This window comes from Amycolatopsis sacchari, from assembly GCF_900114035.1.
Taxonomy (GTDB): domain Bacteria; phylum Actinomycetota; class Actinomycetes; order Mycobacteriales; family Pseudonocardiaceae; genus Amycolatopsis_E; species Amycolatopsis_E sacchari.
Window position 1 is genome coordinate 14,369 of the sequence record NZ_FORP01000031.1, and the last position, 20,648, is coordinate 35,016.

The following is a 20,648-nucleotide window of genomic DNA, read 5'->3' on the forward strand; positions in this document are numbered from 1 at the left end:
GAGCTGCGTCTTCTTTGGGAGTCTCATCGTGACCAACCCCAGCAAGCCCGTCGTCCTCATCGCCGAAAAGCTCGCGCCCTCCGTGCTGAGCGTGTTCGGTGACGAGGTGGAGGTCCAGCACGTCGACGGCACGGACCGCCCCGCGCTCCTCGAGGCGGTGAAGGGCGCCGACGCGTTGCTCGTCCGGTCCGCGACCCAGGTCGACGCCGAGGTGCTCAACGCCACCAGCAGGCTGAAGGTCGTCGCCCGCGCCGGGGTGGGCCTGGACAACGTCGAGGTGCCCGCCGCCACCGCGCGGGGCGTGCTCGTCGTCAACGCCCCCACCTCGAACATCGTCTCGGCCGCGGAGCACGCCGTCGCGCTGCTGCTCGCGGTGGCCCGCCGCGTGCCCGCCGCCGACCAGAGCCTGCGTGGCGGCGAGTGGAAGCGCAGCGCATACACGGGTGTCGAGCTGAACGGCAAGACCATCGGTGTGGTGGGCCTCGGCAAGATCGGGCAGCTGTTCTCGCAGCGGCTGGCCGCCTTCGGCACCACGATCATCGCGTACGACCCGTACGTCTCGGCCGCGCGCGCCGCGCAGCTGGGCATCGAGCTGGTGAGCCTCGACGAGCTGCTCTCGCGCGCCGACGCGATCTCGATCCACCTGCCCAAGACGCCGGAGACGAAGGGCCTCATCGACGCCGAGGCGCTGAAGAAGACCAAGCAGGGCGTCATCATCGTCAACGCCGCCCGCGGCGGGCTGGTCGACGAGGACGCGCTCGCCGACGCCATCCGCAGCGGCCACGTCGGCGGCGCGGGCATCGACGTGTTCGTCACCGAGCCCACCACCGCCAGCCCGCTGTTCGAGCTGCCGAACGTCGTCGTCACCCCGCACCTGGGCGCCTCGACCGCCGAGGCGCAGGACCGCGCGGGCACCGACGTCGCGCACTCGGTGCTGCTGGCGCTGCGGGGCGACTTCGTGCCGGACGCGGTGAACGTCTCCGGCGGCGGCGCGGTCGGCGAGGAGGTGCGCCCGTACCTGTCGCTGACCCAGAAGCTCGGCACGGTCGTGTCGGCGCTGAGCCAGAAGGCCCCGTCGTCGGTGACCGTGACCGTGAGCGGTGAGCTGTCGAGCGAGGACGTCACCGTGCTGCAGCTGGCCGCGCTGCGGGGCGTGTTCTCCGGCGTGGTCGAGGACCAGGTGACGTTCGTGAACGCGCCGCGGCTGGCCGAGGAGCTGGGCGTGCGCGTGGAGCTGACCAAGGAGACGGAGAGCCCGAACTGGCGCAGCCTCGTCACCGTGCGCGCGGTGCACGACGACGGCGGCGCGGTGTCGGTCTCGGGTTCGGTCACCGGCAAGGGCGAGGTCGAGAAGCTGGTCGAGGTCAACGGCAGGCACTTCGACATCCGCGCCGAGGGCAACATGCTGCTGCTGGAGTACCCGGACCGCCCCGGCATCATGGGCCGCGTCGGCACCCTGCTCGGCGAGGCGTCGATCAACATCGAGGCGGCGCAGATCAGCCAGACCACCGACGGCACGGACGCGGTGATGCTGCTGCGCGTCGACCGCGAGGTCGATTCGCACCTGCTGGAGCCGATCGCCGCGACCGTCGGCGCGCGGACCATCAGGGCCGTCACTTTCGCCTGATCCGGGCAACGGGGACTCCGACTTAAGTCGGATTTCTCCGCTTTGCGCTAGGAAGGCCGCCGGGTTCGGGATAGGTTCTCACCCTCGCTGTGATCAGGAGTGGACTTCGATGAGAACTTGGGCCCGGCGGTCTTCTGCGGCCGTCTTCGCCATCGCGCTGACGGCAACCGCCGTCGGCACCGCCACCGCGGCTTCCGCGGAGGCCCCTGCCGAGAGCGTGCCCGCCGTGAAGGTGGACACGGCGGGGCTGCGCGGCAAGCTGTCCGCGCGGCTCGCCGACCTGCACGGCAGGACGACGGCGTTCATCGAGGTGGCGCGGCAGCCCGCGGTCGACGCGTACAACGCCGAGCAGGCGAAGGGCAGCGGCCCGGAGCGGGCGAAGCAGGCGGCCAACGCGGCGCGGGCGGACGTCACCGGTGCGGTGGATTCGGTGCTGGGGCAGCTGCGGTCCCTCGACGCGGGCACGAAGAAGCTGTTCCAGACCTCGAACGCGGTGCCCGGCGTCGTCGTCACCGCGGACGCGGCGAAGATCCGGGAAATCGCGCAGCGGCAGGACGTCGTGTCGATCCGCACCGTCGTGCCCAAGCAGCGGGAGAACTCCAGCGCCGCGCAGCTGACCAACACGCTCACCGCGTGGCAGCAGACCGGCCGCTACGGCGACGGCGTCCGCGTCGGCGTGATCGACGACGGCATCGACTACACGCACGCCGATTTCGGCGGCCCCGGCACGAAGGCGGCGTACGACTCGATCGACCGCGCCAAGCCGACGCCGCTGTTCCCGACGGCGAAGGTGGTCGGCGGCACCGACCTCGTCGGCGACGACTACGACTCCAACGGCACCAGCGGCTCACCGGACCCGGTGCCCGACCCCAACCCGCTGGCGTGCGGTGAGCACGGCACGCACGTCGCGGGCACCATCGGCGGGTTCGGCGTCAACGCCGACGGCAGCACCTTCACCGGTGACTACTCGAAGCTCACCCCGGACGCGCTGAACGCGATGAAGATCGGGCCGGGCACCGCGCCGAAGGCCCTGCTGTACGGGATCAAGGTGTTCGGCTGCCACGGCTCGACCGACGTGACGTCGCAGGCGCTGGACTGGGCGCTCGACCCCGACGGGGACGGCGACTTCAGCGACCACCTCGACATCGTGAACCTGTCGCTGGGCAGCGACTTCGGCGCGCCGGACGACCCGGACTCGCTGTTCGTGCGCAAGCTCGCGCAGAACGACGTGCTGCCGGTGATCTCGGGCGGCAACGGCGGTGACCTGTTCGACGTCGGCGGCGCGCCGGGCAACACCCGGGAGGCGCTGACCGTGGCGAGCAGCCGGGACGCCTCCGTGCTGCGGGACGCCGCCGAGGTGACCGCGCCCGCCGCGGCCGCCGGGCCGAAGGGCGGCCAGTACAGCCAGGACTACACCGGCTACGACACGCTCGACACCACCAAGGCCGTCGCCCGGCCGTCGGCCGCCAACGCCGACGGCTGCGCCCCGTACAGCGCGGCCGACAAGGCGGCGGTGGCGGGCCGGTTCGCGTGGCTGGAGTGGGACGACAACGACGCGACGCGCGCCTGCGGGTCCGCCGTCCGCGCCAACAACGCGCAGGCCGCCGGTGCGGCCGGGGTGCTGCTGTCGTCGTCGGTGGAGCACTTCGCGGCCGGGATCGCGGGCAACGCGGCACTGCCGATGTTCCAGTTCACCGGCTCGGCCACCGCGTCCCTGCGCCCCGCGCTGGACGCCGGCACCCTCACCGTCCGCCTCTACGGCGCGGGCCGGGCGAGCCTGCAGACCTACGACCAGTCCATTGTGGACACGCCGAGCTCGTTCACCTCGCGCGGGGTCCGCGGCCCGGCGGTGAAGCCCGACGTGGCGGCGCCGGGTGACACGATCTCGTCCGCGCTGCGGGGCAGCGGCAACGGCCGGACGGTGCTGTCGGGCACCTCGATGGCGGCGCCGCACACGACGGGCATCACGGCACTGCTGCGCCAGGCCCACCCCGACTGGTCGGTCGAGGAGGTCAAGGCCGCGGTGATGAACACCGCCGGGCACGACATCAAGGCGGACGGCAAAACCTATGCGCCGCAACGGGTCGGTGCCGGCCGGATCGACGCCAAGGCGGCGCTCGACACGTCCGTGCTCGCCTACGTGATGGACGACCCGGGCACGGTGAGCGTCGGTTTCGGCGCCGTCGAGGCGGGCCGTCCGCTGGCGCTGAGCAAGACGATCAAGGTCGTCAACAAGGGCAGGGACCTCGTCGCCTACCGGGTGAACTACGAGGGCGTCAACCAGCTGCCCGGCGTGCGGTACCAGCTGTCGGCGAACACGGTCGTCGTGCCGCCGCGGGGGACCGGGATCGTGCGCGTCACGTTGCTGGTCACCGATCCGGCGGCGCTGCGCAAGGTGCTCGACCCGACGATGGAGGCCGAGCAGGCCGGGCTGGCGCGGCAGTTCGTCGCGGACGCCTCCGGTCGCGTCGCGTTCACCCCGTTCGGCCGGTCGGCGGTGGCGTTGCGCGTGCCGGTGTACGCCGCGCCGAAGCCGGTTTCGGCGATCACGGTGCCGCACTCGCTGAGCTTCCGCGGCGGGGACCAGGCCGTGCTGCCGCTGGGCGGCCGCGGGCTCGACCAGGGCACGGGCCCGCAGCGGTACCGGTCGCTGATCAGCGTGCTGGAACTGCAGGCCACCTCGCCGAAGCTGCCGGCGTGCCGGGGGCGGCTCACCGAGCACTGCACGGTGAACGACACCGCGAAGGGCGGCGACCTGCAGTACGTCGGCGCGGCGTCGACCGCGCCCGCCGACCGGCAGGCCGGCACCCCGCAGGACGCGCTGCTCGCGTTCGGCATCTCCACGTGGGGTGACTGGGCGAACCTCGGCAGCAACACGATCCCGTTCGTCGACATCGACACCACCGGTGACGGCAAGCCCGACTTCGAGAGCTTCGTGACGAAGGCGGCCGAAACCGACGTGCTGCTGGTGAACACCGTGGACCTCAACGCCGCGGGCGAGCCGTCGGTGGACGTCCAGGCGGTCAATGGCCAGCTCGGCGACGTGGACACCAACGTGTTCGACACCAACGTCGTGGTGCTGCCGGTGAGCCTCACCGCGCTCGGGATCGACCCGGCCGCGGCCAGCCACCGCATCAGCTACACGGTCGGCGTGGCGGGCTACTACCCGGCGCCGGCGAGCCCGAACTCGATCATCGACGCGGTGAGCACGCCGCTGTCGTTCGACCCGCTCGCCCCGGGGTACTCCGTCCAGGGGACGGGTGGTCCGGCGCTCATGTACACGGCGAAGCCCGGCACGCGGCTCACCGTCACCCGGAACGGAGCCTCGGCCGCCGCCGATACGGGTGAGGGCCTGCTGTCACTCGTTCACCACAACGGGGCGGGCCTGCGGGCCGAGGTGATCAACATCCGCTGATCAGGACGCCGGAAGGGGTTCGCGTGGCCCCTTCCGGCGCCTGAGGGCGACGCCCCGTTCGGGTGTCTCGCTGCTCGGGAAATTACGGCATAAGGGTGGTGCCGCTTCGGCTGAATGGCAACGCCCGGTAACCTCCCCGTCGCTGGAGTTTTTGTGCGGTAGGGGCTCGCGAGTGCCTCACCGCACTGGTTGACGGAGGTGTCTGGATGCGGCTCGCGGTGATCCCAGGAGACGGGATCGGACCCGAAGTGATCACCGAGGCGCTGAAGGTACTCGCCGAAGTCGCCCCCGGTGTCGAAACGACGAGCTACGACCTCGGCGCCTCCCGCTGGCACTCCACCGGCGAGCTGCTGCCCGAGTCCGTGCTCGGCGAGCTGCGTGAGCACGACGCGATCCTGCTGGGCGCCGTCGGTGACCCGAGCGTGCCGAGCGGCATCCTGGAGCGCGGCCTGCTGCTGCGCCTGCGCTTCGAGCTGGACCACCACGTGAACCTGCGCCCGGCGCGCCTGTACCCGGGCGTGCGCGGCCCGCTCGCCGACACGGCGTCCGAGATCGACATGGTCGTCGTCCGCGAAGGCACCGAAGGCCCGTACGCGGGCAACGGCGGCCTGCTGCGCAAGGACACCGAGCACGAGATCGCCACGGAGGTCAGCGTCAACACGGCGTTCGGTATCCGCCGCGTGGTCGCCGACGCGTTCCGCCGCGCCGAGGAGCGGCCGCGCAAGCACCTGACGCTCGTGCACAAGACGAACGTGCTGCTGCACGCGGGTTCGCTGTGGTCGCGCATCGTCGAGGAGGTCTCGCTGGAGCACCCCGACGTCACGGTCGCGTACTCGCACGTGGACGCCGCGACGATCCACCTGGTCACCGACCCGTCCCGATTCGACGTGATCGTCACCGACAACCTGTTCGGCGACATCATCACCGACCTCGCCGCCGCGGTCACCGGCGGCATCGGGCTCGCGGCCAGCGGCAACCTCGACATCACCCGCCGCAACCCGAGCATGTTCGAGCCGGTGCACGGCAGCGCGCCGGACATCGCCGGGCAGGGCCTCGCCGACCCGACCGCCGCGGTGCTGTCGGTTTCGCTGCTGCTGGACCACCTCGGCCAGCGCGAGGCAGCGCGCCGCATCGAGGCCTCGGTGGCCTTCGACCTCGCCACGCGCGACCAGCAGAACCCGGGTTCCACGCACGCGATCGGGGACCGGCTCGCCGCGCTCGTCTCGTCGAACACGCGTCCCGTCGCCTGAGTCGCACGCACAGCGCCCTCCCATTCCTTGGGAGGGCGCTTTCGCGTTCCGGAACGATGTGGCATAGTGACGGCGTGACTTCTTACGCCGTGATCATTATCGGCAGGCGCGCCGGGTAGTGTCCCCAGTGGACACCGGCGCGCAAACCTCTCGCACCCTTGCGGGAGGTTTTTTCTTTGCCCGAGAAAGCTTCGAGGAGACACCGTGAGCCGCACCGCCCCCGCCGGCACCCCGCTCGGCGACGAGTTCCACCTCTACGACACGACCCTGCGCGACGGGGCGCAGCGGGAGGGGATCTCGTACTCGGTGGCGGACAAGCTGGCCGTCGCGCGGCTGCTCGACGAGCTCGGCGTCGGTTTCATCGAGGGCGGCTGGCCGGGCGCGATGCCGAAGGACACGGAGTTCTTCGCGCGTGCCGCGAAGGGGGAGCTGGCGCTCAAGCACGCCGTGCTGGTGGCGTTCGGCTCGACCCGCCGCGCGGGCACCACCGCGGCGCAGGACCCGCAGGTCCGCGCGCTGCTCGACTCCGAAGCCCCGGTGGTGACGCTCGTCGCGAAGGCCGACCTGCGGCACATCGAGCGCGCGCTGCGGGTCGACGTCGACGAGGCCTGCGCGATGGTGTCCGACACGGTCTCCTTCCTCGTCGGGGAGGGGCGGCGGGTGTTCCTCGACGCCGAGCACTTCTTCGACGGCTACTCCTACGACCGGGACACGGCGCTGCGCGTGCTCGACGCCGGGGCGAACGCCGGCGCCGACGTCGTCGTGCTGTGCGACACCAACGGTGGCCAGCTGCCACTCGGACTGGCCGAGACCGTGCGGGAGGTCAAGGACCGCACGGGTTTCCGGCTCGGCATCCACTGCCAGGACGACACGTCCTGCGCGGTGGCCAACAGCATCGCGGCGGTCCAGGCCGGCGCGACCCATGTGCAGTGCACCGCGAACGGTTACGGGGAACGGGCGGGCAACGCCGACCTGTTCGCCGTGACGGGAAACCTCGTGGCCAAGCTCGGGATGGAGGTCCTCCCGACCGGAGGGGCCGCCGAGCTGACCCGCGTCTCCCATGCCCTGGCCGAAATCGCGAACATCGCACCCGACACCCACCAGGCCTACGTCGGGTCGTCGGCCTTCGCCCACAAGGCGGGGCTGCACGCGAGCGCGATCAAAGTGGATCCGTTGTTGTACAACCACATCGATCCAGCCTCCGTCGGCAACGGCATGCGGGTCCTGGTCACCGAGATGGCCGGCAAGGCGAGCCTGGAACTCAAGGGACGTGAGTTCGGGGTCGACCTTGCCGGCCGGCCTGAGGCGCTGACGAGCGCCGTGGCGAAGGTCAAGCGCCTGGAAGCGCAGGGCTGGTCGTTCGAGGCGGCGGACGCGTCGCTGGAGTTGTTGCTGCGCAACGAGATCGGCGAGGACAACGGGCCGGCGCCGTTCACGCTCGAGTCCTACCGGGTGGTGCTCGACCACCGCGCCGACGGTGAGGTGATCTCCGAGGCGACGGTGAAGGTGCACGTCTCCGGCGAACGCGTCATCGAGACGGCCGAGGGCAACGGGCCGGTGCACGCGCTGGACGCCGCGCTGCGCAAGGCACTGCAGCCGTACCTGTCCTGGTTGGACACTGTCGAGCTGGCCGACTACAAGGTGCGCATCCTGCCGAGCCACCCCGGCACGGACGCCACGACGCGCGTGCTGCTGGAGTCCAGCGACGGCGACCGCGAGTGGACCACCGTCGGCGTGCACCCGAACATCGTCGAGGCCAGCTGGCTGGCGATGTGCGACGCGCTGGTCCACAAGCACCTGCGGGGCTGACGTAGACTTCACCCCGTGCGGTTAGCTCGGATTGCTCACGCTGGTGGTGTCGCGTTCGCGTCGATCGAGGGGGAGGGCGACGGGGCCGAGGTCCTGGAGATCGCCGAGCACCCGTTCGGGACGCCCAACTACACGGGGAAGCGCTGGCCGCTGGCCGACGTCCGGCTGCTCGCGCCGATCCTGCCCAGCAAGGTCATCGCGGTGGGCCGCAACTACGCGGCGCACGCCGCCGAGTTCGGCAACGAGGTGCCGGAATCGCCGATGATCTTCATCAAGCCCTCGACGAGCGTGATCGGCCCCAACGCGGCCATCAAGCTGCCGAAGGAGTCCGAGCGCGTGGACTTCGAGGGCGAGCTGGCGGTGGTGATCGGCCAGCCGGTGAAGAACGTGCCCGCCGCCCGCGCGGCGAGCGTCATCCTCGGCTACACGATCGCGAACGACGTCAGCGCGCGTGACCTGCAGAAGGCCGACGGCCAGTGGGGCAGGGCGAAGGGGTACGACACGTTCTGCCCGCTCGGCCCGTGGATCGAGACCTCGCTCGACCCGGCCGACCTCGCGCTGCGCACGGAGCTGAACGGCGAGGTCAAGCAGGATTCGCGGACGTCGCTGCTGATCCACAAGGTGCCGGAGCTGGTGGAGTTCGTGTCCGGCGTGATGACGCTCCTGCCCGGGGACGTCATCCTGACCGGCACGCCCGCGGGCGTCGGACCGATGGCGGACGGCCAGACGGTGTCGGTCACGATCGAGGGCATCGGCACGCTGACGAACACCGCCCAGTCGGCGTAGCCCGGTCAGGCAGTCCGGGCGGACGTTCGGGCACGACCGCGCGACGCGGGGGAAGATCACCCCTACGCTGCGGCCGTGACGATTCCCCAGCGCACCTCGGACTTCCTCAACCCGCTGATGGTGGGTGAACCCGGTGACTGGCTCACCGGCAAGGGCCGCATCGCCTACCCCACGCGTGCCCAGGTACTAGAACTCGCCGTGGCGATTTCGCGGGACATCCCGGGCAACGTCGTCGAGTTCGGCACCTGGCAGGGCCACTCGACGCGCGTCATCCGCGACGAGCTGTGGCGCGGCAGGCTGTGGGGGCGGGGGCGCGGCAAGCGGATCTTCGCGTGTGACTCGTTCGAGGGGCTGGCGGAGGACTACGAGCACCTCAAGGCCGGCACGTTCGCGACGGCCGTGCCGAAGCTGACGGGCGTGCGGATCGTGAAGGGCTACTTCGACCAGACGCTGACGCCGGAGCTGGCCGCCGAGGTCGGCACGGTGAGCTTCGCCCACCTCGACGCGGACCTGTACAGCTCGACGGTGACCGCGCTGAAGTGGCTGACGCCGTTGCTGCGGCCGGGCAGCGTCCTGCTGTTCGACGAGCTGCTGGGCGAGGACCCGGCGGAGGCGCGGGCGCTGGCGGAGTGGACGGAGGAGAGCGGGATTTCGCTGGCGCTGCTGGGCCTGTTCGGCCGCCCGCCGAGCGGCAAGGGCGACATGACCGACCGGCGCGGCCTGTTCCAGGTGGTGGGGGAGCAGGAGGTGCGCACGCCGCGGCAGCTGTTCCCGGTCCGCCTGCGCCGCCGCCTGGCGTCGAAGTGGTGACGCGGCGGAGGTTTTGAGGGGTTTTCGCTGGGCTGAGGCCCACGGTTGCCGAGGCGGGGCCTGCCGCCTGGGGTTGGGCCTTGCTGGGCGCGGCTTTGGATGCGGGCCCGCTGGGCGCGGTGGGCGTCGGGCGCGGGGGCCGGGTGTGGCCGCCGCCGGGCGCGACCCGCTGGGCGCCGGGCCCAACGGGCGCCGGTCGCGGGGCGCGGGGCCGCTGGGCGCCGGTCGCCGGGCGCGGGCGCCGGGTGTGGCCGCCGCCGGGCGCGGCCCGCTGGGCGCCGGTCGCGGCCGCCGGGGCGAGCTGTCGGCTCCGTCTCGTTGCCGTCGCGGCGGGTGAGCGCCGAGCCGTTGGTTCCGCCCGCGCCCGTGCTGTGGAGAGGTTCCTGCGTCAGGCTGCCGCGGTGATGCTGCTCGCCGTGAACCCCCGAGGCGCCAGCTCCCGCTCACGGCTGCCTGGCGACTGCGGTTTCGTTCGCCGCTGCCGCTGCGCGGCGGCGGCAGCGGCTGCCTGCGCCGCTTCGCCTTAGATCGCCGCCGCCCTCCTCGAAGCGCCGCGGCGCCAGCACCGCCCACCGCCGCCGCGTAGGCCCGGCAGCCGTTCCACCGCGGCCGCCCCCACGCCCCCAACCCCCTCACGGTCGCCGGGCGAAGGCGGGGGCGTGCTCGGGCAGCAGCCCGACGCCGATGAGATACGCGGGCACCGACCGCGCCGCCGGCACCAGCTTCGCCAGGCGGGTCGCGAGCGGCGGTGGGCCGCTCCGCCTTCCTTCGATCACCGGGCCGATCACCGCCCGGTGCATCATCCGCTGGATCCCCTGCACGAGCACCGTCGGCAGCCACCGGCGGCGGTGCACCCGCGCGAGGTCCCGCCTGCTCACCCGCCCCCGCCGCAACGGGCCCGCCAGCAGCCGTGCCGTCGCCACCGCGTCCTGCACCGCCAGGTTGATGCCGACCCCACCGATGGGTGACATCGCGTGCGCGGCGTCGCCGATGCACAGGACTCCGTCGGCGTGCCAGCGGCGCAGCAGGTTCAGCCGCACGTCCAGGTGCTTCACGTCGTCCATCGACTCGAGCTTCTCCACGCGGTCCGCCAGCTCCGGCAGCACCTCGGCGACCCTCGCGCGGAACCCGTCCAGGCCCTCCGCGCGCAACTGCGCGTCGAGCCCCTTGCGCGCCACGTACGCGATCTGGAAGTACCCCTCCCGCGGGATCGTGACCGCGAACTGCGCGTTCCGCATGCCGGGCGTGAGCGTCTGCCGTTCATCGCCCTCGCGGGGCAGCCGGAACCACCAGACGTCGATCGGCACCGGGTATTCGTGCGGCCTCAGCCCGGCGAGGCGGCGCACCGTGGACCACCGCCCGTCACACCCGATCGTGAGCTCCGCGGCGATCTCCCCGGTCCGCCCGTCGGCCGTCCGGTAACGCACGCCCGTCACGCGGCCCCCCTCGCGCAGCAGGTCCACCACCTCGGTGTCCATCCGCAGGTGGAAGTGCTCCTCCTCGCGGCCCGCGTCCGCCAGCAGGTCCAGCAGGTCCCACTGCGGCACCATCGCCACGTCCGGGTGCGGCACCCGCAGCTTCCGGAAGTCGGCGATCACCAGGTCGGGCCCCTCCCCGCTGGGCACCACGACCTCGTGCAGCCTGCTCTGCGGCAGCGCCGCGAACCGCTCGCCGAGGCCCAGTTCGTCCAGCAGCGTCTGCGTGGACGGGTGCACGGTGTCGCCGCGGAAGTCACGCAGGAAATCGGCGTGCTTCTCCAGCACCGTGACGTCGACCCCGGCCCTCGCCAGCAACAGCCCCAGCACCATCCCCGCGGGCCCGCCGCCCGCCACGAGGCACGTCGTCCGCTCGGTCATCGCCGCCTCCTGTTTTTCATCGTCTGTTGAATAAAACCAGGATGGCCTCGGGGAAGGCGTTCGTCAAGCGGGATACGCTGGTCGGGCTATGACTGAGACCGCGGTACGCGCACGCTTCTGCCCCTCGCCGACCGGCACCCCGCACGTCGGGCTGATCCGCACGGCGCTGTTCAACTGGGCCTTCGCCCGCCACCACGGCGGCACGCTGGTGTTCCGGATCGAGGACACCGACGCCGCCCGCGACAGCGAGGAGTCCTACCAGCAGCTGCTGGAAGCGTTGCGCTGGCTGGGCATCGACTGGGACGAGGGCCCCGACGCAGGCGGCGAATACGGTCCGTACCGGCAGAGCCTGCGCCGCGACATCTACGCCGACGTCGCGAAGCGCCTGCTCGACGCCGGTGAGCTGTATGAGGCGTACTCGACCAACGAGGAGGTCGAGGCCCGGCGCAAGGCCGCGGGCCAGGACCCCAAGCTGGGCTACGACAACTTCGACCGCGACCTCACCGAGGAGCAGCGCGAGGCGTTCCGCGCCGAGGGCCGCAAGCCGGTGCTGCGCCTGCGGATGCCGGACAAGGACCTGGGCTGGGACGACCTCGTCCGCGGCCCGATCACCTTCCCCGCCGGCAGCGTGCCGGACCCGGTCCTGGTGCGCGCGAACGGTGATCCGCTGTACACGCTGACGAACCCGGTCGACGACGCGCTCATGCGGATCACGCACGTGCTGCGGGGCGAGGACCTGCTGCCGTCCACGCCGCGGCAGCTCGCGCTGTACGACGCGTTGCGCCGCATCGGCGTCACCGACTTCACCCCCGAGTTCGGCCACCTGCCGTACGTGATGGGGGAGGGCAACAAGAAACTGTCCAAACGCGACCCGCAGTCGAACCTGTTCAACTACCGCGACCGCGGGTTCATCCCCGAGGGGCTGCTGAACTACCTGGCGCTGCTGGGCTGGTCCATCGCGGACGACCGGGACGTCTTCAGCGTGCAGGAGCTCGTCGAGGCGTTCGACATCGCCAAGGTCAGCGCGAACCCCGCCCGGTTCGACGCGAAGAAGGCCGAGGCGATCAACGGGACGCACCTGCGCGCGCTGCCCGCCGAGGACTTCGTGCAGCGGGTCGTGCCCTACCTCGTCAGCGCGGGCGTGCTGCCCGCGGAGCCGGGCGAGGAGCAGCTGGCGAAGCTGCGCACGATCGCGCCGCTGGTGCAGGAGCGCGTGACCGTGCTGGGTGACGCGGCGCCGCTGGTGCGCTTCCTGTTCGTGCCGGACGAGGAGTTCGCGCCCGAGGAGGACGCCGCGACGAAGGCGCTCGGCCCGGACGCCGAGCCGGTGCTGCGTGCCTCGATCGAGGCACTCGAAGGGCTCGGGGAGTGGCGGGCGCCCGCGATCGAGCAGGCGCTCAAGGACGCGCTCGTCGAGGGCCTGGGTCTCAAGCCCCGCAAGGCTTTCGCGCCCGTCCGCGTGGCGGTCACCGGGCGCACGGTGTCGCCGCCGCTGTACGAGTCAATGGAACTGCTTGGCCGGTCAACATCACTCGCCCGGCTGATGCGCGCGGTGCCGGGCAACTGAGAGTAGAGGGTCACGATCGCGAATCGACGAAAGTAATCACCTTGTCGGTCGAATCGCGAACGCGCTCAGTCCCCTAGCCTCGCTGGGTGGATTTCGCGCGCCCCCGTTCCTCCGCTCCTGTCTTCACCCTCGGTACCCCGGCCGATCCGTGGACTCCGCCCAGTCTGCGGCTGGTGTGCCTCGACATCGACGACACGCTGATCGACTTCAGCGCGGCGGGCCGCCGGGCGCTCGCCGCGCTGCTCGGTCGTGCCGACATGTGGCCGCTGTGGGAGCGGATCACCGACCGGCACGTCGCGCTGGTCGTCGCGGGGGACCTCGACTACGCGTCGATGCACTTCCGGCGCACGCAGTGCTTCCTGGGGGAGCTGGGGGTAGTGGTCGACGGGGACGACGTCGCCCGGTTCGAGGTGCGGCGCAAGGACCTGCTGCGCCGGTCGATGTGCCTGTTCGACGACGCGCTGCCGTGCCTCGACTGGCTGCGGGCCGCGGGCGTGCGCCTGGCGGCCGTGACGAACGCCTCAGGGGCCCACCAGCGGGCGAAACTGGCGGATCTGGGCCTGGCCCGGTTCTTCGACCACGTCGCCATCGCGGGCGAAGTGGGGGTTGCCAAGCCCGATCCTGTGATGTTCCACTCGGTGTGCGAGCGCCTGGGGTGCGCGCCCGGTGAGGCCGCTCACGTGGGGGACAAACTGCAGACGGACGCCGTCGGCGCGCGCGACGCGGGGCTGACGGGCGTGTGGCTCGACCGGCACGACACCGCCGCCGAGGTGCCGGAGGGCGTGCACGTCATCCCCGGGCTGGACGAGCTGCCGCAGCTGCTGGTCAGCGAGTTCGCGAGGGTCGGCGTGCCCGTCCAGCGCTGAGGTGCGGGGCCCCGGTGATGAGGGCGTTCCGGGCGTGGTCTAGTATTTCTTCCCGGCGGTGCTGATCCGGATCGCGACCGGAGAGGCAAAACCGTTGGGGTATGGTGTAATTGGCAGCACGACTGATTCTGGTTCAGTTAGTCTAGGTTCGAGTCCTGGTACCCCAGCTGCGAAGCGGAAAACAGCCTCTGGTAAGTTTCCTCTCGCAAGCAAGAGCAAGCCCCCGTCGTCTAGCGGCCTAGGACGCCGGCCTCTCACGCCGGTAGCGTGGGTTCGAATCCCATCGGGGGTACGTTCAAAGAGCGCCGACTCGATCGAGTCGGCGCTCTTTTGTTTTGTCGGAGGTCCGGGCGGGGTCGAGCTGGGCTCGGGTTTTCCAGGCGTTGGTCTTCGGTGTGCCGAGTTCGCCGACGTCTGCTTCACGGATACCGCAGCGCGTGGAGCGCTTGGCCCAGATCAACGCTTCGGCGCTTCCCAACCCGCGGTCGGCTGTGGTCGGTCGGGGGTGAAACCGAACGTGCGGGCGGGAGAGCAGTCACGGTGGTCGGTGGGTCGCCGCCGTGGGCGGAGCGGGCACGACGACGCCCAACAACATGACGAACGCCCCCGCCAGATCGATCCACGGACCCAGGCCGATGCTGGCGAGCTCTCCCGTGCCCGTCAGCGCCTTGAGCAAGCCGACCGAGAGCAGTCCGCCGATCGCGCCCGCGCTGGCCAGGAGGATGACGGCCGTGCCGCGGGCGGCGAGGCCTTCCCGCAACACCAGGGCCGCGATGAGCGACGTGAGGCCGCAGACGACGAGGGCGGCGGGGACCAACACCAGCGGGACCGAGCCGCCCGATCCCAGCTGTGCGGCGTCGAGGAGGTTCACGTTGCCGACGAGCACGACGTGGAGCCATGGCACCAACGGTGAGATCCCGATGAGCAGCCCGCCCAGCCCGAGGCCGATGCCTGGAGTGAACCGGCGCACCACCGCCAGGGCCGCGGGTGCGGTTTCCGGATCGCGCGGTGAGCCGGGTCAGGGGTGGGCCCAGCGGGGGTCCTGATGTGTTCCTCCCCGGGTTGCGTCCTGCCGCGCTCCGCTTGCCGCTCGTTCAGCGGCTCACGCGGCGTGCGACGAGGAGCCCGCTGATGAGCAGGACCGCCGCGGCGATGATCCACACCCAGACCGGCACCGTGCCGTCGGTGGTTGCGGTGGTGGCGGCGGCAACGGTCGGCGTGGCCGCGGCGGGCGTCGTGGGGGTACCCGTGCCCGCGGTGGTGAGGGTGAAGGCGAAGGCGTCGGAAACGGGGTGCCCGTCCTCGGAGACGATGTGGTAGTTGACGGTGTAGACGCCCGCGGGACCGAGGTTCCGCAGTCCTACTGAGACAGTCGCGCCACTGACGGTCGTCGGTCCGGTGTCCCAGCGCGAGCTGCCGTCCGGGCCGGTGACGCTGATTTCGTTGGGGCCGTTGTCGACCGGCTCGTTGAACACCAGCCGCACTTGGGCCGGCGCCGCGGCGATCGAGGCCCCTTTCGCGGGGTCGCTGGAGACCAGGACGTTGTGGGCCTGCGCGATCGGTGCCGCGCCCACGACCAGGGCCGCCGCCGCTCCGGCGACCGCAAGCGCTTTCAGGCTGCGCATTCTCGGTACTTCCTTTTCCAACGGGGAGCAAGTCGCCGGAAGGCTAGCGACGCGCGACGAAAGTTGAACACCTTCCGTCGTTAAGGCGCGGTAACCAGAAGTTCACCGCGTGGGCCACCGGGGCGGCGACAGGCGTTGTCCGCGCTCAGTTCCGGCTGTCCGTCCACCTGGACTGTCCTATTTGGGATGTCTAAATGGACGCTTCTCACCAAGGCGGCCGCGCACGCCGGGAGGTCATTTACCTCAGCTTCACAACGGGGTCATTGCCTGAAACGCCGCCGGTGATGTGATGCCGCATCGAACGGCCCGGACGGGCGTGTCGTCGCAAGCGGACGGATATCGCGAAGGAGTGTCAGGTGGCGGCAGTGAATTCGCTGCGCAGAGAGCAGGTCGTCGCGGCCTTGCTGGTGACGGGCGTGGTGGTGGTCGTCGGTTATGCCTCCGGGCTCGGCCTGCACACCACGACGACGGCGACCGCGCCCGCCCAGGCGGGGACGGCCCAGCCCGGCGCTGATGCCGCGATGCCGCCCGCGGCCGCGGGCCTGCCCCAGGCGGTGGCGCCGCCGGGGATGACGATGCCCGACAACGTCCTGCCCGCCGCCGGGGCGGTGTCACCGGTGCTCGACCAGCCGGTTCCCGCTGGCCCGGCGCCCGACGGCTCGATGCCCTCCTCCCCGGTGCAGGTGCCCGTGGCGCCTGCACCGCCGGGACAACCGACCCCGCCCAGCCAGCCCGGGGCACCCGGGTCGCCCGGCACGCCTCCCGCGGCTCCCGCCGTCTGCCTGCCCGGTGCTGCCCAGACCGTTGTCGACAACGCGAACACGGTGGTGAGCGGGCTGCCGGTGGTGAGCAGCCTGACCGGCGCGCTCGGGCTGACGCAGAGCCCGGACGGGACGAGCCCGGGCGCCCTCAACACGTTGCTGTACACCGTGACCGGGTACTGCGACCCGGCAGGCACCGCGGCGGGCGACCCGGTGTCGGCGCTGACCGGTGCGCTTCCCGGGCTCCCGTCGGTGCTGCCGGCCGCGACGGGTGGGTGACCAGTGGATCTGAGTCCTGTCAAGGTCTGCTACATCGCGGCGCGAGCGGTCGACTACCTCGGGATGACGCTGTTCCTCGGTGGACTCCTGTTCCTGGCGGTGCTCTGGCCCGGCGGCGCCGACCAGCGGCCGGCCCGCCGGATCGTGGTGACCGGCTGGGTGCTCGGCGTGCTGGGCACCGTGACCGCGATCGGCTTCGAGGGTGCGTGGATCTCGCAACGCGGTCCGGGCGCGGTGTTCGACTGGCAGATCGTCTCGCAGGTCCTGGACGTCCACTTCGGACAGATCTGGGTGGCCAGGGTCCTGCTGTGGCTGCTGGGCGGGGTCGTGCTGGCGCAGCTGCTGCAGCGGGGGAGGGTCGCCGCCGGTGCCCTCGCCTGGCGCACCGGGTTCGCGGCGGTCGCGTTCGGGCTGCTGCGGACCACCGGGATGACCGGGCACGCCGCGGAGACCGCGCGTCCCCTGCTGGCGCAGGTGGCGGACTTCGCGCACGTCCTGGGGGTCTGCGCGTGGCTGGGCGGGCTGGTGATGCTGCTGCTGGGTGTGCTGGTCCGGCGCAGGCCCGACGAGCTCGCCGCGGTGGTGCCGCGGTATTCCGTGCTGGCCATGGGATCGGTGCTGGTGATCGTGTGCGCCGGGGTGGTGCTGGCGTGGCAGACGCTGGGGTCGCTGGGCAAGCTCGTGAGCACCGGTTACGGGCGCACGTTGCTGTTCAAGATCGTGGTGCTCGCCGGGATCCTCCTGGTCGCGCAGGGCAGCCGCCGCTGGGTCAACCGGCGGCTGGACTTCGCCGTGGTGCTGCGCGGCGACTCCGCGACCGTGCGCCCGTTCGTCTACTCCGTGGCCGTCGAGACGGTCCTCGTGATCGCGGTCGTCGTCGCGGCCGCTCTGCTCGTCACGGCCAGCCCCGGCCGTTGACCCTTCTGTGAAAGGAGCTTCTGGATGGACACGTCCCAACCCGGACCGGCGAGGGTGCCGGACCCGCCCGCGGTGGTCCGGCGGTCCCGGCTGCTGGTGGGCCTCGCCGTCCTCGGGGCGGCGGGCGCCACGGCCGCACTCGTGCAGCTGAACGGCACCACGAGCACGACCGCAGCCCCACCGGCCGCTGCACCATCCACTGTGGACGTCGCTGACGCGGCGTCGCAGAGCCTTCTCGCGCTGCCGCAGGCCGACCAGCTCACGCAGGCCGCCGGTCAGCTCGCACAGCCCGCGGCACCGGTGCAGGCGGCGGTGGCCGCGGCACCGGTGCCTGCCGCCGCCCCGGCTCCGGCACAGCCGCAGGCCGCCCACGGCGAGATGGCCCCCGCGACGTCCGCCTCAGCGTGCGTGGCCAAGGAAGCGCTGCAGCCGATCCTCGACCACGTCAAGGCGGCGCACCTGGAAACCTCGCCCGGGCAACAGGTTTCCGACGCGCTGAACCTCGACCAGTACGTCAAGACCCACACGGTCTGGTTGGAGAACGTGCTCTCGCCCGTCATGAACGGCTCGGCCGACAAGACCGTGACCGACACGCTCGCCCCGATCTGGGCCCACGTCCAGTCCGCGCACCTGGAGACCTCACCCGCGCAGCAGGTTTCCGACGCGCTGAACCTCGACCAGTACGTCAAGACCCACACGGTCTGGCTGGAGCAGGTGCTGACCCCGTTGCTCACCCAGGCGAGCTGCTGACCCGCTCCGGAAAGGACGAACACACCCATGGACACCCCAACCGAAACCCCGGCCGCGACGCCGCCACACCGGCCCCGCAGGCCGGGCTGGCTGATCGGCGTCGCCGTGGTGGCGCTGGCAGGTCTGCTGTTCAGCGTCGTCAGCCTGCGCTCGCACCAGGACTCCACGCCGGCGGCCCTGCCCGCCGAGATCACCGGTAACCCGGTCGGCGTCGCGCTCTACGAGAGCATGTAGCAGGCGGAGACCCCGACCGCGAAGACCGTCTCGGTGGAAATCAAGAACTACGCCTACTCGCCGGCTTCGCTGACCGTGGCGGTCGGCGACACCGTGACCTGGACCAACGAGGACGTCGCCCCGCACACGGTGACCGTCTCCAACGGGCCGGTGAAGTTCAACTCGCCGAACCTGCAGCAGGGCCAGAGCTTCACCTACACCTTCACGCAGGAGGGCACCTACGACTACTACTGCGCGGTGCACCCGGACATGAAGGCCACGGTGACGGTCACCGGAGCGGCGACCACGCCGCCGTCCACCTCGCAGTCGCCGACCGCCGCGCCGACCACGTCGATGTCGATGCCCTCGTCCCCGAGCAGCCCGGCGTCCTCGTCGACGCCCTCGATGTCGATGCCGTCGACGAGCAGCGGCAGCGCGAGCGGCTGCGTCTCGAAGGGGGTGCTGCAGCCGATCCTGGACCACGTCAAGGCCGCGCACCTGGAGGAGTCCCCCGGCCAGCAGGTCGCGGACCTGCTGAACCTCGACCAGTACATCAAGACCCACACGGTGTGGCTGGAACAGGTCCTGTCCCCGGTGTTCAACGGTTCGGCCGACAAGGTGGTCACCGACACGCTGGCGCCGATCTGGGCGCACATCCAGTCGGCGCACCTGGAAACCTCGCTGAGCCAGCAGGTGACCGACGCGCTGAACCTCGACCAGTACATCAAGACCCACACCGTCTGGCTGGAACAGGTCCTCACCCCGCTGGCGAACCAGCTGACCTGCTGACACCGCCGCGGTGGCCCGGCCGGACCGGCCGGGCCACCGCACCCCACCGTGCCCGCTCGACCCGCCGAGGAGAACTCCGTGTCCGGCGACCCGCATCCCACCGTCGAACTCCCGGCCGCGACCACCGCCTTCGCGCCGGTCGAGGACCTGCCGCTGCCCGGCCGCTACGAGCTCGACCCGGACCGGTTCGTGCTCGAAACCACGGCCCGGCTGCTGCGTTGTCCCGTCCTGCGCGGGCGGTTCGCCGCCACCGCCGGCCATCTGGTCCTCGACCCCGACCAGCCGGAGCTCGCACTCGAGCTGGACACCCGTTCCCTGCGCACCCGGGTGCCCGGGCTCGCGCGGCTACTGACCGACGAAGGAGGACTGTGCGCGAGCACCTTTCCCGCCATCCGGTTCACCAGCACCAGGATGGGGGTGACCTCCACCCGGTTCCTGGACCTCGCCGGACGACTCGAAGTCCTCGGCGTCACCCGCGAGCTGCGGCTGACCGGTCGACTGGCCTATGTGGACGAGAACTCCGTGGTGCTGTGGGTGAAGGGCGTTCTCCCGCCCCCGCGGCGGCCGCTGAAGCGCGGGTCCCCGCCCGCGCGGGTGATCGCCCGGCGTCCGCTGCACCTCGAACTCGCCGCGGAGTTCGCGCGATGAGGCTGGTGCTCGTGGCGTGCCTGCTGGCGATCGGGGTACCGCTGGCCCTCGCGCCGGCGGCCGACGCGGCGGCGCAGGCGGTCATGATGCAGAACTACGCCTTCTCGCCCGCCACGCTGACCGTGCACGTCGGTGACAGCGTGACGTGGACCAACCACGACCAGGCGCCGCACGACGTCACCACCACCAGCGCGCCGGTCGCGATCAAGAGCCCGATGCTCAGCACGGGGCAGAGCTTCACCTACACCTTCACCACCGCCGGGACCTACTCGTACTACTGCTCGATCCACCCCGACATGCGCGCGCAGGTGATCGTGCAGCCCGCGGCCGCCGCGGCACCGGTCGTGTCCCCGGCACCGAGAACGACGGCCCACCCGCAGGCCGGCGCCTCGCGCGCCCCGGCCCCGTCGCGGGCGCAGGCGTCCCCGCAGCAGGGACAGGCGCCCGTCGCGCAGCAGCCGGTACCGTCCACATCGGACAGTGCGGGCCCGGCGGCAGGGCAGGCACCGGCGACGGGACAGGCACCGGCGACCGCGCAACCGGTCGTCGCCGCCGGTACCGCACCGGCCACGTCGACCACGGTCCTGGACCCGATGCTGCTCGTCGCCGGAGTCGCCGCCGGTGTCGTCGTGTTGTGCCTGCTGCTGCTCGGGTCCCGCCGGGAGACCTGAGCGGTCCA

17 protein-coding genes, 2 tRNA genes and 1 pseudogene are annotated in these 20,648 nt (G+C 71.6%); 17 read left to right on the forward strand and 3 right to left on the reverse strand.

Annotated elements, in window-relative coordinates; genetic code table 11:
• Positions 1–28 precede the first annotated feature (28 nt).
• The 6 genes from serA (at position 29) to BMZ92_RS32415 (ending at position 9,697) form a co-directional block, all read left to right on the forward strand.
• Positions 29–1,627, forward strand: a complete 1,599-nt coding sequence (gene serA / locus BMZ92_RS32390; RefSeq protein ID WP_091515539.1) for a phosphoglycerate dehydrogenase — start codon at positions 29–31, stop codon at positions 1,625–1,627.
• Between the two features lie 109 nt (positions 1,628–1,736).
• Positions 1,737–5,042, forward strand: coding sequence for a S8 family serine peptidase (locus BMZ92_RS32395; protein ID WP_091515542.1), 3,306 nt, complete (start codon positions 1,737–1,739; stop codon positions 5,040–5,042).
• Between the two features lie 206 nt (positions 5,043–5,248).
• Positions 5,249–6,292 carry a 3-isopropylmalate dehydrogenase gene (locus BMZ92_RS32400; protein ID WP_091515544.1) on the forward strand — a complete coding sequence of 348 codons (1,044 nt, stop codon included), beginning with the start codon at positions 5,249–5,251 and terminating at the stop codon, positions 6,290–6,292.
• A gap of 204 nt (positions 6,293–6,496) precedes the next feature.
• Positions 6,497–8,101 carry a citramalate synthase gene (gene cimA / locus BMZ92_RS32405; protein ID WP_091515546.1) on the forward strand — a complete coding sequence of 535 codons (1,605 nt, stop codon included), beginning with the start codon at positions 6,497–6,499 and terminating at the stop codon, positions 8,099–8,101.
• 15 nt (positions 8,102–8,116) lie between these two features.
• Entirely contained in the window at positions 8,117–8,887 is a 771-nt protein-coding gene (locus BMZ92_RS32410; protein WP_091515548.1) for a fumarylacetoacetate hydrolase family protein, read from the forward strand.
• Positions 8,888–8,962: 75 nt separating this feature from the next.
• Positions 8,963–9,697, forward strand: coding sequence for a class I SAM-dependent methyltransferase (locus tag BMZ92_RS32415; protein WP_091515550.1), 735 nt, complete (start codon positions 8,963–8,965; stop codon positions 9,695–9,697).
• 632 nt (positions 9,698–10,329) lie between these two features.
• On the opposite strand, the gene BMZ92_RS32420 is transcribed toward BMZ92_RS32415, so the two are convergent.
• The gene (locus BMZ92_RS32420; RefSeq protein ID WP_091515553.1) at positions 10,330–11,553 is read right to left on the reverse strand and encodes an FAD-dependent oxidoreductase; all 1,224 of its coding nucleotides are present in this window, start codon (positions 11,551–11,553) and stop codon (positions 10,330–10,332) included.
• Between the two features lie 88 nt (positions 11,554–11,641).
• On the opposite strand from BMZ92_RS32420, the gene gltX reads away from it, so the two are divergent.
• The 4 genes from gltX to BMZ92_RS32440 all read left to right on the forward strand — a co-directional run bounded on the left by gltX (position 11,642) and on the right by BMZ92_RS32440 (position 14,278).
• On the forward strand, positions 11,642–13,120 hold the full coding sequence (gene gltX / locus BMZ92_RS32425; protein WP_091515554.1) for a glutamate--tRNA ligase: 1,479 nt from the start codon (positions 11,642–11,644) through the stop codon (positions 13,118–13,120).
• Between the two features lie 173 nt (positions 13,121–13,293).
• Positions 13,294–13,986 carry an HAD family hydrolase gene (locus BMZ92_RS32430; RefSeq protein WP_091515557.1) on the forward strand — a complete coding sequence of 231 codons (693 nt, stop codon included), beginning with the start codon at positions 13,294–13,296 and terminating at the stop codon, positions 13,984–13,986.
• 95 nt (positions 13,987–14,081) lie between these two features.
• Positions 14,082–14,153 (forward strand) — tRNA-Gln (locus BMZ92_RS32435).
• Positions 14,154–14,205: 52 nt separating this feature from the next.
• Positions 14,206–14,278 (forward strand) — tRNA-Glu (locus BMZ92_RS32440).
• Positions 14,279–14,521: 243 nt separating this feature from the next.
• On the opposite strand, the gene BMZ92_RS32445 is transcribed toward BMZ92_RS32440, so the two are convergent.
• Together BMZ92_RS32445 and BMZ92_RS32450 are read right to left on the reverse strand one after the other, a co-directional pair.
• Positions 14,522–14,956, reverse strand: a complete 435-nt coding sequence (locus BMZ92_RS32445) for a hypothetical protein (protein ID WP_143249997.1) — start codon at positions 14,954–14,956, stop codon at positions 14,522–14,524.
• Between the two features lie 124 nt (positions 14,957–15,080).
• A complete protein-coding gene (locus BMZ92_RS32450) occupies positions 15,081–15,611 on the reverse strand; it encodes a copper resistance CopC family protein (protein WP_091515561.1) in 531 nt (176 codons plus the stop codon).
• A 356-nt stretch (positions 15,612–15,967) separates the two neighbouring features.
• Between BMZ92_RS32450 and BMZ92_RS38625 the strand changes: the two genes are divergently transcribed.
• The 7 genes and pseudogenes from BMZ92_RS38625 to BMZ92_RS32480 all read left to right on the forward strand — a co-directional run bounded on the left by BMZ92_RS38625 (position 15,968) and on the right by BMZ92_RS32480 (position 20,640).
• On the forward strand, positions 15,968–16,651 hold the full coding sequence (locus BMZ92_RS38625) for a hypothetical protein (protein ID WP_091515563.1): 684 nt from the start codon (positions 15,968–15,970) through the stop codon (positions 16,649–16,651).
• A gap of 3 nt (positions 16,652–16,654) precedes the next feature.
• Positions 16,655–17,569: a copper resistance D family protein gene (locus tag BMZ92_RS32460; RefSeq protein ID WP_342743528.1), complete on the forward strand. Its 915-nt coding sequence runs from the start codon at positions 16,655–16,657 to the stop codon at positions 17,567–17,569.
• Positions 17,570–17,593: 24 nt separating this feature from the next.
• On the forward strand, positions 17,594–18,319 hold the full coding sequence (locus BMZ92_RS32465) for a hypothetical protein (protein WP_091515566.1): 726 nt from the start codon (positions 17,594–17,596) through the stop codon (positions 18,317–18,319).
• Between the two features lie 27 nt (positions 18,320–18,346).
• A complete protein-coding gene (locus BMZ92_RS38435) occupies positions 18,347–18,553 on the forward strand; it encodes a hypothetical protein (protein ID WP_245783393.1) in 207 nt (68 codons plus the stop codon).
• Positions 18,554–18,577: 24 nt separating this feature from the next.
• Positions 18,578–19,321, forward strand: a pseudogene (locus BMZ92_RS32470) (cupredoxin domain-containing protein); the annotation flags it as partial.
• Between the two features lie 78 nt (positions 19,322–19,399).
• A complete protein-coding gene (locus BMZ92_RS32475) occupies positions 19,400–19,969 on the forward strand; it encodes a YceI family protein (RefSeq protein ID WP_177228968.1) in 570 nt (189 codons plus the stop codon).
• Positions 19,966–20,640 carry a cupredoxin domain-containing protein gene (locus BMZ92_RS32480; protein ID WP_091515571.1) on the forward strand — a complete coding sequence of 225 codons (675 nt, stop codon included), beginning with the start codon at positions 19,966–19,968 and terminating at the stop codon, positions 20,638–20,640. Before BMZ92_RS32475 ends, BMZ92_RS32480 begins: the two co-directional genes overlap by 4 nt.
• Positions 20,641–20,648 lie beyond the last annotated feature (8 nt).